Here is a 13,797-nt window from a genome sequence, read left to right as displayed (position 1 = left end):
TAAAAGATTTTTCTGATAATTATAATACATATAACCAAAAAAAAGAATGCTAGAATCAAAATTAATCTGCCAAATTCAAAAACTTTTATCCTTTGTTTAATCTGAATAAGTTAATTATGAGTGAGATCGCCTTTAATAATCAATTAACAGATCATGAAATTCTAAAGATTAATTATCAACGTAGTCAATTAGAAAATGAAGAACTTAAACAAAAATTATTGACAAAAAATGAAGAACTTGAAGAAATTAAATTTCAATATCTTAATTTAGTTAATAGTTTACAAGAAGTAATTTTTAAGAGGGATATTGAGGGTAATTGGATTTTTGTGAATAGCACTTGGACAGATTTAACTGGCTTTACCATTGAAGAAACAATTGGCCGTCATTTTAGTGAGTTTATTCACCCTGAAGATCGTTCAACTTGTTTAGATTGTATCCATCCTATCTTAGAAAATCAGGCTTGTCGTCAAACACAGGTGCGTTATCTGACAAAACAGGGTAATTATCGTTGGATGGACGAACAAAAACAAATTATTTTTAATAAATTTGGTGAAATTATTGGTTTATCAGGTACTTTAAGGGATATTAATAAAGAAAAAGAAGCTCAAGAAGCTCTTAAACAAGAACAAAATAAACTTTATTATTTAATCAATAATGCGCCTGTTGCCATTGCCATGTTTGATCAAAATATGAATTATTTAGCCTATAGTCAACAATGGTTAAAAGAATTTCAGTTAGAAGAAAATAATTTAATAAATAAATCCCATTATGAGATTTTCCCCTATCTTCCTGCTGAAAAAATTGAACTATATCAAAGAGTTTTGGCAGGTGAATATTTAGCAAGTGAAGAAGATTGTTTAACCTTTAATAATCAAAGTCCAATATATTATAAATGGGCGATGAATCCTTGTTTTTCAGGGGATAACCAAATTAGTGGCATGATTATGGTAGTACAAAATATTAATGATTTAGTTGAGGCCAGAAACTCGGCGATCGAAAATGCAAAAATTAAATCTAATTTTTTAGCAACCATGAGTCATGAGATCCGAACTCCCATGAATGGAGTGTTAGGAATGTCAGAATTATTATTAAATACTAATTTAGATCCACTACAAAAAGATTTTGTCAAAACCCTTTATCAAAGTGGCAAAAATTTATTAACAATTATTAATGAAATTTTAGATTTTTCTAAATTAGAAGCAGGAGAAATGCACCTAGAAAAAGTTGATTTTAATATTGATACCTGTTTAGATGAAGTAGTGGATTTATTCGCCCTTAAAACCGAAGAAAAACAACTAGAATTATTAACATTTATTGACGATCAAATTGACAATTTTAATGTACAAGGTGATCCCACCCGTCTTAGACAAATTTTAGTTAATTTAGTCGCTAATGCTCTGAAATTTACAGAACAAGGCTCTATTATAATTCAACTATCATTAGAAGAAAAACAGGAAAACTCACTTAAAATTCGCTTTGAAGTGAAGGATACAGGGATCGGAATTGCCCCAGAATATCAAGAAAAAATCTTTGAATCTTTTTGTCAAATGGATGCTTCAACTACCCGTAAGTATGGAGGCACAGGCTTAGGCCTATCCATTTGTCAGCAAATTGTCACCATGATGGGCGGAAAAATCGGAGTTGAAAGTGAGGTAAATAGAGGATCGACCTTTTGGTTTACCGTCACTTTAGCTCAACAAACTTCTCCCTTAATCGTGACAATTCCCACAAAACAATATTTAAAAGGTTTAAAATTATTAATTATAACTCATCATTTAGCCACCAAAAAAATATTAGAAAATTATGCTTTAGCATGGCAAATGGAAGTAAAAACAGCAACCACAATTCAAGAAGGTGTCAGCCATTTTTATGAAGCAAAATTAACATCTCAACCTTTTAATTTAGCAATTATTGAGATGCAATATCCCGATTTAGATCAGGCAATTTTGAGCCATTTAAGCAGTTTTCATCCTGAATTGGCTACCTTACAATGTCTATGGTTAATCAGTTTAGATCAACAAAATCAAATTAAAAATAATCACCCCTATTATCATTATTTAGTTAAACCAATTAAACCTTCAAAATTAGCAGATTCATTAATTAATTTAGCTCAAGGTTTAAGTGGAACAATTAACTCTAATTGGAAGGAAAATCAATTAATAGAAAAATCAGCCAATCTATTAGAAAATCAATTATTAGAAAGTTGTAATAGGCAAACTTTAAAACTTTTAGTAGTAGAAGATACCCCCATCAATCAAAAAGTTATCCTCAATCAATTAACAATTTTAGGTTATACGGCCGATGCAGTTAATAATGGACAAGAAGCTTTAAATTTATTAAATCAACAAAACTATGATTTAATTTTAATGGATTGTTTAATGCCCGAATTAGATGGTTATGAAACGACTAAATTATTACGTTTAAAAGAAGATGATCAACATCATTCAATTATTATTGCAATGACGGCCAATGCGATGAAAGGAGAAAGGGAAAAATGTATCAAAGCGGGGATGGATGACTATATTAGTAAACCCGTAGAATTAGATCATTTAAAAATAATTTTACAAAAATGGCAGGAATATTTATCAGAATCAAAAATTTCTAGTCTTGAGGCTTCACCTAATATTTATGATCGACATCAAGTGCCAATTAATTTTGCTAAAATTAACGAATTTGTTAAAAATGATTGGCAATTTAGACAAGAATTATTTATCACTTTTTTAGAAGATGCCGCTGTTTATCTTAAAAAAATTAAACAAGCAATTCTTCAACAAAATTTTGATCAAATTATTTATCATGCCCATCAATTAAAAGGTATTTCTAGTATGATTGCCCTTTATGATTTGCCAGAATTAGCACACCTACTTGAAACACAAGCCCAAGCAAATCAATTAGAAAATGAAACAGAATTAATCTTAAAAATGGAAAAAATTTTAGAAAAATTTAGGGATTTTGTGAGCCAAGAATCAAGCAATTCAATTAATAATTAAAGAAAATAAAAACTTAAAAAAGTGAACAAAAATGTTACAAAAATTAACAAAAAAAAACTTGACAAGTGGCCAGATAAAAACAATAATAGTGCTGAATTAAGGGGATCAACACTTAGGAAAAAAACCTAAACATTAACTAATTATAACTAGAAGTAATTGTTAATTAAAAAGCAAACATTAACCTTCTCTCCTTCGATTGATCCCTATCCTTAAACAATTATTAAATTAATAAGTGTAGAAATATGACAATAATTGAAGTTAAATCCCTTATGTTATTAGGAGAAATTAGTAATTTTCTTACAGATTATCCTTATGTTTTTGCCTTATTAGGGTTAGGCTTAATCGTTGTGTTAGTCAATATTTTCAATAAAAATGAAGTAAAATCTGTACAGGATTTATCACAAAAAGCCCTCCAAATTAAGGGACAAGTTTTTGATGAAATGCAAGAACAAACCACTAATTTAACCACAATAGCAAAGGAAAAAATTAATCAAGTCATTGAAGAATATAAGCGATTTCTTCCCTATGCAGAACAACTAGGATTGAAAGTACAAAGTTTTAATATTGAGGCAGGAGTTTTGCCAAAAATTGAAATGAGTTTACGAGGAAGTATTGATAGTATTGAAGTAGAAGCTATTGAAAAAATTAAATCAGAAAATCAAAATAATCAACTTATCTGTGCCGTTTTCAATGGAATTTTACTCGCTAAACAATGGAATGATTTGCTCTCATCTGTTTATATTGATATATTTAAAGATATTATCGTTGATATTAAGCTTGGTATTCCTCCTACGGTTGGGATTAGATTTCAATAAAATTTTGAAAGTGATTTGAAGGAATTATCAATCCTTTGAGGGTTAACTTTGAATAATTAATTCACTTTAAAATTGAGGTCAAAGTTAACAGTAAATCTTCAATCAATTGAACTAAAAATTGCATTTTTACCCCCATATAAAAAACAATCTGCCCTCCCTACGAAAATAGGGGCATTTTTTTTGTAAATTTTGATTAAATCATCAAAAAAAGGAAAACCGTATTCAAGGTACGGAAATTTACACTATGTAAGATTGATTAACATACTTCAAGATAGAGTTAAGTTAAATTAAGACAAACATTTTAACTAACAATCTTAACTTTAAATTTATTAATCTTATTTATATTTAGGAGATTCTTTTATGGGTAAAGTTGTGGGAATAGACTTAGGAACTACTAACTCCTGTGTCGCTGTGATGGAAGGGGGAAAACCCGTTGTTATTGCTAATGCCGAAGGTTTTAGAACTACTCCCTCCGTTGTAGCTTATGCGAAAAATGGAGATCGCCTTGTGGGTCAGATCGCCAAACGTCAAGCAGTAATGAACCCCGGTAACACTTTCTATTCAGTTAAACGCTTTATCGGACGTAAACATACAGAAATAACCAACGAAGCGACCGAAGTTTCCTATCAAGTGTTACAGGATGGTAACGGCAATGTAAAATTAGATTGCCCTTCAATGGAGAAAAAATTTGCACCTGAAGAAATTTCTGCTCAAGTTTTACGCAAATTAGTTGATGATGCGAGTAAATATTTAGGTGAACCTGTTACCGAGGCAGTTATTACCGTTCCGGCTTATTTCAACGACTCCCAACGCCAAGCTACTAAAGACGCTGGTAAAATTGCAGGTATTGAAGTAAAACGTATTATTAATGAACCTACGGCCGCTTCTTTAGCTTATGGTTTAGATAAGAAAAGTAATGAAACGATTTTAGTATTTGACCTTGGTGGTGGTACTTTTGACGTATCTATTTTAGAAGTGGGTGACGGTGTATTTGAAGTATTAGCCACTTCTGGAGATACTCACCTCGGTGGTGATGACTTTGATAAAAAAATTGTGGACTTTTTAGCCGATACCTTTAAGCAAACTGAAGGGATCGAGTTACGTCAAGATAAACAGGCTTTACAACGCTTAACTGAAGCGGCCGAAAAAGCGAAAATTGAACTTTCTAGCGTTACCCAAGCGGAAATTAATTTACCCTTTATTACCGCAACTCAAGACGGGCCGAAACATCTTGATACTACCTTAACCCGTGCTAAATTTGAAGAACTTTGCTCAGACTTGATTGATCGCTGTCGGATCCCCGTGGAAAATGCGATCCGTGATGCCAAAATTGATAAGTCTGCCATTGATGAAGTAGTCTTAGTGGGCGGATCAACCCGTATTCCTTCCGTAGTTGATGTAGTTGAAAAAATCTTAGGGAAAAAACCGAACCAAACCGTTAACCCTGATGAAGTGGTAGCTGTGGGCGCGGCCATTCAAGGTGGTGTGTTAGCAGGGGAAGTTAAAGATATTCTCTTACTTGACGTTACACCTTTATCCCTTGGTGTGGAAACCCTTGGCGGTGTCATGACCAAAATTATTCCCCGTAATACCACCATTCCTACCAAAAAATCAGAAACTTTTTCTACTGCGGTAGATGGTCAAACTAACGTAGAGATCCACGTTTTACAAGGTGAGCGGGAATTTTCTAAAGATAATAAGAGTTTAGGAACATTCCGTTTAGACGGTATTCCCCCTGCTCCTCGTGGTGTACCTCAGATCGAAGTTACCTTTGATATTGATGCTAACGGTATTTTACAAGTTACTGCTAAGGATAAAGGAACTGGTAAAGAGCAGTCCATCAGTATTACAGGTGCTTCTACTTTACCGGATCTGGAAGTCGATCGCATGGTGAAAGAAGCCGAAGCCAATGCGGCCGCCGATAAAGAGCGCCGTGAGAAAATCGATCGCAAAAACCAAGCTGATTCTTTAGTATATCAAGCAGAAAAACAACTGAAAGAATTAGGAGATAAAGTACCTAGTGCAGATAAAACTAAGGCTGAAAGTTTGATCAGTGACTTAAAAGACGCTGTCGCTAAAGAAGACGATGCCAAAATTCAAACTGTAATGCCTGAGTTACAACAAACTTTATACACGATCGGTAGCAATCTCTATCAACAAGCCGGAGGCGCTGAAGGTGGTTTTGATCCCAATGCGGCCGCAGGTGGTACAACTGGCGGTTCTTCCGATGGTGGCGATGATGTAATTGATGCTGAGTTTTCTGAGACTAAGTAGGCTCGATAAACTCTTTTATTTAACCCTCAAACCCTCTCTTTAATGAAAGAGAGGGCTTTTTTTTGATCATTGATCCCATTTTTTTTAGGTTAATACCATTTACAAAAAGTAAGTTCAGGGTTAGTATAGGAATAAATTAACAGGAGCAATAGTATGTCAGGAATATCAAAAATAGAAGTAATTGAATCAGCAGATACACTAAAAAATCTCATGAAACAACAAAAAACAGCTTTGAATTTTGCCAAAGTTCAAGCTTTATATCTTTGGAAAATTCAAGTGGCTGAAACGATCAGATACTTAGCGGTAATGATGGGGCGTAGTGAGAGAACAATTTACGAATGGTTTCACTTATATAAGACGGAAGGATTAGACGCATTATTACAAGAACATAATAAAACAGGAAGACCAAAAAAACTAGAGCTAGAAACAGTTGCTCTGGTCAAAAAAGAATTAAGTGAGCCTCAAGGATTTAACAGTTACCAAGAAATAAAAATATGGTTATTTACTTGTCAAGATATTGAGATAAGTTATACCACAATACATCAATTAGTGAGATACGAATTAGGGGCAAAATTAAAAGTACCACGTCCTTATCATGAGTATCAAAATGAAGGGGTAATATCCGTATTTAAAGAGTATTTACCCATAAGATTAAAAGGCATAATAGCTCAAATAAAAGAGAAATGGGGTGATACTAAAAATATTTGTTACTGGTGTCAAGATGAAACTAGATTAGGTTTTAGAACAGAATTAGGAAGGAAAATAACTTTAAAAGGAGTCAAACCAGAACAAGAATTACAATGGCATTATGACTATTATTATCTTTATGGATTAATCGAAGTAGAAAATGGCAAAAGTTTTTTCTATGAACTATCTCATTTTAATAGTGAATGCTTTGGTAAATATTTAACAGAATTTAGTAAAGAATATCCCGATGAGGTTCATATAATACAGTTAGATAATGCACCCTGTCATACTGCCAAAAAGTTAGAAGTACCTGAGAATATAATTTTGTTATTTCAACCACCTTATTGTCCAGAAGTAAATCCGATTGAAAGACTGTGGTTATATATCAAACAACAGTTAAAAAATATCTGGTTTAAGAACTTAGATGATGTCAAAAATAAAGTAGCTAATATCTTAAATAATTTACAAGAAGATTTTATCCTGTCTTTAGCAGGTTGGGATTATATTGTTAATGCTTTATCTGTGTAGCTACTTTTTGTAAATGGTATCAGTCTGAATTTACTTTATGTAAATGGTATAAGATAAAATAATAATGCCCATCTTATTAGTTGACAGTTAACAGTGGATAATTGACAATTGTTGACAAATCAACTAATTAAAAATTAAAAAATAAATGGATATTAAATCATTAATTAGAGATATTCCAGACTTTCCTAAAGCGGGGATTATTTTTCGTGATATTACCCCCTTATTAAGTCATGCCCAAGGCTTACGTTATACCATTGATCACCTAGCACATCAATGTAAAATTAATAATTTAAACCCCGATCTTATTGTAGGAATGGAGTCAAGAGGATTTATTTTTGCTCCTGCCTTAGCCTATCATTTAGATGCGGGTTTTGTACCTGTTAGAAAACCCGGAAAATTACCGGCCGCCGTGCATACGGTAGAATATGAATTAGAATATGGTACGGATCAATTAGAAATTCATCAAGATGCGGTAGAAACTGAAAAAAAAGTGTTAATTGTTGATGACTTAATTGCCACTGGAGGCACGGCTAAAGCCACGGCCGAATTATTACAAAAATTAGGTTGTGAAGTGTTAGGTTTTGCTTTTATTATTGAATTAAAAGATTTAAAAGGTAGGGAAAAATTACCTGATTTACCTATCATTTCTTTAGTCCAATATTAACTTTAATCTTAGTGTTATTAGTTATTAGTTATTTATCAACTATCCATTATCAATTATCAATTAATAATTATGGCCAATCCATTTTTAAATTCAATAAAAAAAAAGCCAATCAATTTATCAATTTTAACTAATGATACCACTCTTTATATAATTAAAAGATTATTAGAAGCAATTTTAACCCTATTATTAGCTTCAGCTTTATGTTTTTTTATCGTACAATTAGCCCCCGGAGATGTGCTATCTCAACTTAAACTTGATCCCAAAATTTCTGAAGCAACTTTAAACGCCTATCGTCAAGATTTTGGCTTAGATCAACCTTTAATTACCCAATATTTTCTCTGGTTAAAAAAAGTTATTTTTGAGTTTGATTTTGGTCAAAGTTTTGCTAATTCCCGTTCCGTTTCTGATCTAATTCAAGAACGGGTTTTAAATACCCTTTTATTAGCAATTTCTTCTATTATTGTCACATGGGCGATCGCCATTCCATTAGGTATTATTAGTGCGGTTAAACAAAATACTTTAATTGATAAAAGTTTGAGGGTAATTAGTTATATTGGTCAAGGTTTTCCTAGTTTTATTACCGCCTTAATTTTATTGTTTTTTGCCCAAGTCACTAGCCCTTTATTTCCCGTTGGAAATATGACCAGTATTAACTTTGATAATTTCTCATTGTTAGGGAAAATTTTAGATTTAATTTGGCATAGTATTTTACCAATTATTGCTTTAAGTATTACCAGTTTTGCCGGATTACAAAGATTAACGAGAGGTCAATTATTAGACGTATTAAGACAAGACTATATTCAAACAGCAAGAGCCAAAGGATTACCTGAAAATAAAGTAATTTATGTTCATGCTTTACGCAATGCAATTAATCCTTTAATTACCCTTTTAGGCTTTGAATTTGCTAGTTTATTAAGTGGTTCTTTTATTGCTGAATATTTCTTTAATTTTCCGGGTTTAGGACGTTTAATTTTACAATCAGTACAGGCACAAGATTTATATTTAGTGATGGCTAGTTTAATGATGGGGGCGGCCATGTTAATTTTAGGTAATTTATTAGCTGATTTACTCTTAAAAATCGTAGACCCACGCATCAAACTGGAAAATTTAGACTAAAATAAATTAAGTAATAACTAATAAGTAGTAAGTAATAATTCATTAGAAAAAAAACTTGATTAGAATTAAATATGTTAAAATTTATTTAATTTAATGATCATTAAACAGGTTAAATGATTTGATGTAAAATAGTAATATCAAAAAAGAAAAAACATTATTGATAAGGAACTAAAAAAATGATTAGTTGTCCTAATTGTCAACATCAAAATCCCGATGGTGCTACTCAGTGTGAAGCCTGTTATACCCCTTTACCTGTTGGGAATGTACAATCAAATCTAGGTAGTAATTGCCCTAATTGTGGGGCAGAGATCGAAACTAATGCTACTTTTTGCGGTCAATGTGGATTTAATTTAATTCCCACGGCCGTTAGTGAAATTGAACAGGAAAGTTCAATTCCCGCCACTGTGAGTCTTTCTTCTGCGGCGCAAGCTGAGTTAGAAGCCCAACATCAACCTCCTACCCCTGTCACATCTTCATCTATTCCGGATCCCGATCCCATCACTTTAGTAGAAAATCCAGTCAGTCAAACTCCTGTAGCTACGGGTAGTGCCACTCGATTACAGATCCAAACTGCCAGTTTATTTCATGTGCAAACAAGCACAAAAATTGAAATTCAACAAAATTTATCTGTAATTCATATTGGTAAGCCCAATGAACAAATCCCCCCTGACATAGACGTTTCCGGTTTTCCTAACTCGGAAATTGTCTCTCGGATCCATGCGGATATTAGAGTAGAAGGAGATTCTTTCTATATTGAAGATGTGGGCAGTTCTAATGGCACATATATCAATCATACGCCTTTATTAGCCGGAAATCGTCATCGTTTACGGCCAGGCGATCGCATCGGATTAGGCAAAGGTGATAAAATGACTTTTATTTTTCAAATGTCCTAAAGCCCTCACCCCCTTCTCCCAAGGGAGAGGGGGAATAATTGGTAATAAATTAATTGAAAAAAAGTAAAATAAAAAAATAATTTTTATTAATTAACAATTATGCGCAAAAATTGGCAAATTGGTTCATTATTTGGGATTCCTTTTTTTGTTGACTCTAGTTGGTTTATTATTTTAGCTCTTGTTACTATTGTCAATGCAAATGATATTAATACCAGTAGTTTAAATCTGTCTGGATTTTTTGGATGGCTAACAGGTTTAGTCATGGCTTTATTATTATTTATTTCCGTTTTATTACATGAATTAGGTCATAGTTTAGTTGCCCAATCCCAAGGAATTAAAGTTAATTCAATTACTTTATTTTTATTTGGTGGAGTGGCCTCTTTAGAAAAGGAATCTAATACCCCAAAACAAGCTATTCAAGTGGCCATCGCCGGCCCGATTGTTAGTTTTATTTTATTCGGAATTTTTTGGATTTGTACCCAATTTTTATCCCTTAATAATGTTTTTGGTAATATTACTTTAGAAGTAGCAAGAATTAATTTAGTTTTGGGAATATTTAATTTAATTCCGGGCTTACCTTTAGATGGTGGCCAAGTTTTAAAAGCTATGATCTGGAAAGTTACAGGCGATCGTTTTAAGGGGATGGAATATGCAGGAGTTAGTGGTAAAATATTAGGCTGGATAGGGGTATCACTAGGCTTTATTATTATCTTTTTAAGTAGTGATTTAAGTGGTATTTGGTTAACATTAATTGGTTGGTTTATTTTACGCAATGCAACAGTTTATGAACAAGTGGCAATTTTACAAAAAATGATTGTAAATTTAACGGCTCAAGATGTAATGATGCGTAAATTTAAAGTATTAAATGGCCAGTTAACTATTAGAAATTTTACGGAAGAATATATCTTAAATAATTTAGGTTATCCCGCACCCTACTTCGTAGCTTCTCAAGGGCGTTATCGTGGTTTATTAAAAATAAATGATTTACAAAATATTGAAAGGAGTCAATGGGAAAGTTTAACTTTAAATGAAATTATCCACCCTTTAAATACTATTCCTTCAGTAACAGAAAATACCCCTTTATATCAAGTTATTTTAAAGTTAGAAGACATTAAAACAAAAGATTTTTATCTTACCGTTTTATCACCGGCCGGGGCTGTTTCAGGTGTGATCGATCGCTGTGATATTGTCAAAGCAATTGCCCAAAAAAGGGATTTATTAATACCTGAATTTGAGATGGAAAAAGTTAAACAAGATCATGTTTATCCCCTTGGTTTACAATTAGATTTAATTGCAAAAACCCTTAAATCAATTAATAATTGATAATTAATATTTAATAATAAATAACCAATAACAAATAACAATGACATTACAAAGAGAAACTATTGTAGCGATCGCATCAGCCGTTGTGCCTCAACAGGGTAGTATCGGGATTGTGAGATTATCAGGGGAAAAAGCCCTTGCGATCGCACAAACATTATTTCACCCCTGTGGCTCACAAAAGTGGGAATCCCATCGGATTTTATACGGCCATATCAAAGACTCTAAAACCTCTCAAATTGTAGATGAAGCCCTCTTATTAATAATGAAAGCCCCTCGATCGTTCACCCGTGAAGATGTGATCGAGTTTCATTGTCATGGGGGGATCATCCCTGTGCAACAAGTATTACAGTTATGTTTGGAAAATGGGGCAAGATTGGCACAGGCAGGAGAATTTACTTTAAGAGCTTTCCTCAATGGTAGGATTGATCTAACTCAGGCCGAAAGCGTGGCCGAACTTGTCAACGCCCAATCACCCCAATCTGCTCAAATCGCTTTAGCCGGATTACAAGGGCGATTAGCCCAACCTATCCGCACCTTGAGAAACACTTGTTTAGATATTTTAGCCGAAGTTGAGGCCAGAATTGATTTTGAAGAAGATTTACCTCCTTTAAATGAAAATAAAATAAAACAGAGCTTAAACTCAGTATTAGATGAAGTTAATCAGATTTTAGCTACGGCTGATCGGGGGGAATTGTTACGATCAGGCTTAAAAGTGGCGATTTTAGGTCGTCCCAACGTGGGAAAATCCAGTTTATTAAATGCTTGGAGTCAGAGCGATCGAGCGATCGTCACTGATTTGCCCGGCACGACAAGGGATGTGGTAGAATCTCAATTAGTGGTTAAAGGCATACCCATTCAAGTGTTAGATACGGCAGGGATTAGAGCCACTAGCGACACCGTAGAAAAAATAGGGGTTGAGCGATCGCTCAATCTGGTGCAAAAAGCAGATTTAATTTTATTTACTATTAATTATGAAGAAGGTTGGACAAAAGAAGATACAGAAATTTACGAAAAAATAAAAGATCGGCCTTTAATTTTGGTGATTAATAAATGTGATTTACAGCCATCTAAATTATTAGAAAATATCCCAAAAATTAAGCATCAAGTTAATACAGCAGTGGCCTTAAATCAGGGAATAGAAGAATTAGAAAATGCAATTTTAAAGGCAATAAAAGCTCAAGAAATTACGGCTTTAGACGTAGATTTTGCCATTAATCAAAGACAGAAAGGGGCTTTAATTAGAGCAAAAACGGCTTTAATGCAAGTACAAGAAACAATCAATAATCAATTACCTTTAGATTTTTGGACAATTGATCTAAGAAGTGCTATTTCAATTTTTGGGGAAATAACTGGAGAAGAAATCACAGAATCAGTTTTAGATCGAATTTTTAGCCATTTTTGCATTGGGAAATAAGGCTTTATATTTAAAGTAATGATTAACATTTTTGGTAATCATTAAAACCTCAAAAATAGCTTAAAAATTTTTTAATAAGTGAATACTAAGTAAAGAGAAATAGAATTAATTTCTATCATTATTTCCTTTGAAAAAATACTCTTTTAATGATAAATTAAGATTGTCACATTCAAAAAATACTGATGTCTTTTACCGAAAAAACAATTAAAGTTAATCAAGATCAATGGTTTTACCGAGAAAGTGAGTCAACGGAAGTCACCTCAAACATTGTCTTTTTGCATGGTATTCCTGCCCATAGTTATTGTTGGGGTGAAATGTTAACCGCCGTTGGTGAGCAAGGTTTTCGCGCGATCGCTCCAGACTGGCTTGGAGCAGGTTGTTCTACTCATCCTGACAAACGAGATTTTAAATATACCCCAGATGCTTATATAGATAAACTTTCAGACTTTTTAAATCAATTAGAAATCAAAGAATGTTTTTTAGTGGTACAAGGATTTTTAGGCTCAGTAGGTATTCAGTATGCCCTGCGAAATCCTCAGCAAATTAAAGGTTTAATTATTTTAAATACCCCCCTTTCAACCGAGGCAAAATTGCCTTGGATGATGAAACAGTGGACAATTCCCCTTGCTGGAGATATGTTAACTCAGGATCCTCTGTTAGTAGATCGTACCCTTGAAGGTGGAAGCGGTTTTATTATTTCCGATGAGCATTTAGACCTTTATCGTAAACCGTTTTTAAAAAGTTCTAGTGCGGGGCGATCACTATTAGCAATTAGTAAAAATTTACAACTATCTCAATCAATGTTAGAAATTGAAAAAGGCTTATCAAATTGGGAAAAACCCACTTTAATAATTTGGGGAAAAGATGATCCTTGGTTATCAATTGAACCCGTAGAAAAATTAGCTAAAAAAGATAATTTTCAATTAATAATTTTACCCGAAGCGAAACATTATCCCCAAGAACATTGGGCGAAAGAAATTAATGAAGAATTAGTCAAATTTTTATTAAGAAAAAAATAATTAATTAATTGGTCATTGGTCATTTATTAAATTAATATAATAGTAGATCAAGCTTCTATAGCTTGATTATTTTA

Annotated in this window: 10 protein-coding genes; all 10 read left to right on the top strand. The window is 32.9% G+C overall.

Annotation, left to right across the window (positions count from 1 at the left end; all coding sequences use genetic code 11):
- Positions 1–116: 116 nt before the first annotated feature.
- The 10 genes from Anndu_RS05415 (at position 117) to Anndu_RS05370 (ending at position 13,723) form a co-directional block, all read left to right on the top strand.
- Positions 117–2,990 carry a PAS domain-containing hybrid sensor histidine kinase/response regulator gene (locus Anndu_RS05415; protein ID WP_464103394.1) on the top strand — a complete coding sequence of 958 codons (2,874 nt, stop codon included), beginning with the start codon at positions 117–119 and terminating at the stop codon, positions 2,988–2,990.
- Between the two features lie 242 nt (positions 2,991–3,232).
- Positions 3,233–3,805: a hypothetical protein gene (locus tag Anndu_RS05410; protein ID WP_464103393.1), complete on the top strand. Its 573-nt coding sequence runs from the start codon at positions 3,233–3,235 to the stop codon at positions 3,803–3,805.
- A gap of 360 nt (positions 3,806–4,165) precedes the next feature.
- On the top strand, positions 4,166–6,079 hold the full coding sequence (gene dnaK, locus Anndu_RS05405; protein WP_464103392.1) for a molecular chaperone DnaK: 1,914 nt from the start codon (positions 4,166–4,168) through the stop codon (positions 6,077–6,079).
- 153 nt (positions 6,080–6,232) lie between these two features.
- Entirely contained in the window at positions 6,233–7,294 is a 1,062-nt protein-coding gene (locus tag Anndu_RS05400; protein WP_464102232.1) for an IS630 family transposase, read from the top strand.
- 145 nt (positions 7,295–7,439) lie between these two features.
- Entirely contained in the window at positions 7,440–7,958 is a 519-nt protein-coding gene (locus tag Anndu_RS05395; protein ID WP_464103391.1) for an adenine phosphoribosyltransferase, read from the top strand.
- Positions 7,959–8,027: 69 nt separating this feature from the next.
- Complete coding sequence (locus tag Anndu_RS05390; protein WP_464103390.1) at positions 8,028–9,074, top strand: ABC transporter permease; 1,047 nt, start codon at positions 8,028–8,030, stop codon at positions 9,072–9,074.
- Between the two features lie 176 nt (positions 9,075–9,250).
- Entirely contained in the window at positions 9,251–9,967 is a 717-nt protein-coding gene (locus Anndu_RS05385; protein ID WP_464103389.1) for an FHA domain-containing protein, read from the top strand.
- A 99-nt stretch (positions 9,968–10,066) separates the two neighbouring features.
- A complete protein-coding gene (locus Anndu_RS05380) occupies positions 10,067–11,290 on the top strand; it encodes a site-2 protease family protein (RefSeq protein WP_464103388.1) in 1,224 nt (407 codons plus the stop codon).
- 40 nt (positions 11,291–11,330) lie between these two features.
- On the top strand, positions 11,331–12,704 hold the full coding sequence (gene mnmE / locus Anndu_RS05375) for a tRNA uridine-5-carboxymethylaminomethyl(34) synthesis GTPase MnmE (RefSeq protein ID WP_464103387.1): 1,374 nt from the start codon (positions 11,331–11,333) through the stop codon (positions 12,702–12,704).
- Positions 12,705–12,886: 182 nt separating this feature from the next.
- The gene (locus Anndu_RS05370) at positions 12,887–13,723 is read left to right on the top strand and encodes an alpha/beta fold hydrolase (protein WP_464103386.1); all 837 of its coding nucleotides are present in this window, start codon (positions 12,887–12,889) and stop codon (positions 13,721–13,723) included.
- Positions 13,724–13,797 lie beyond the last annotated feature (74 nt).

This window comes from Annamia dubia NIES-4383, assembly GCF_055394725.1.
Note: the sequence above shows the minus strand (reverse complement) of the source record. Positions and strands in the feature narration are given on the sequence as shown.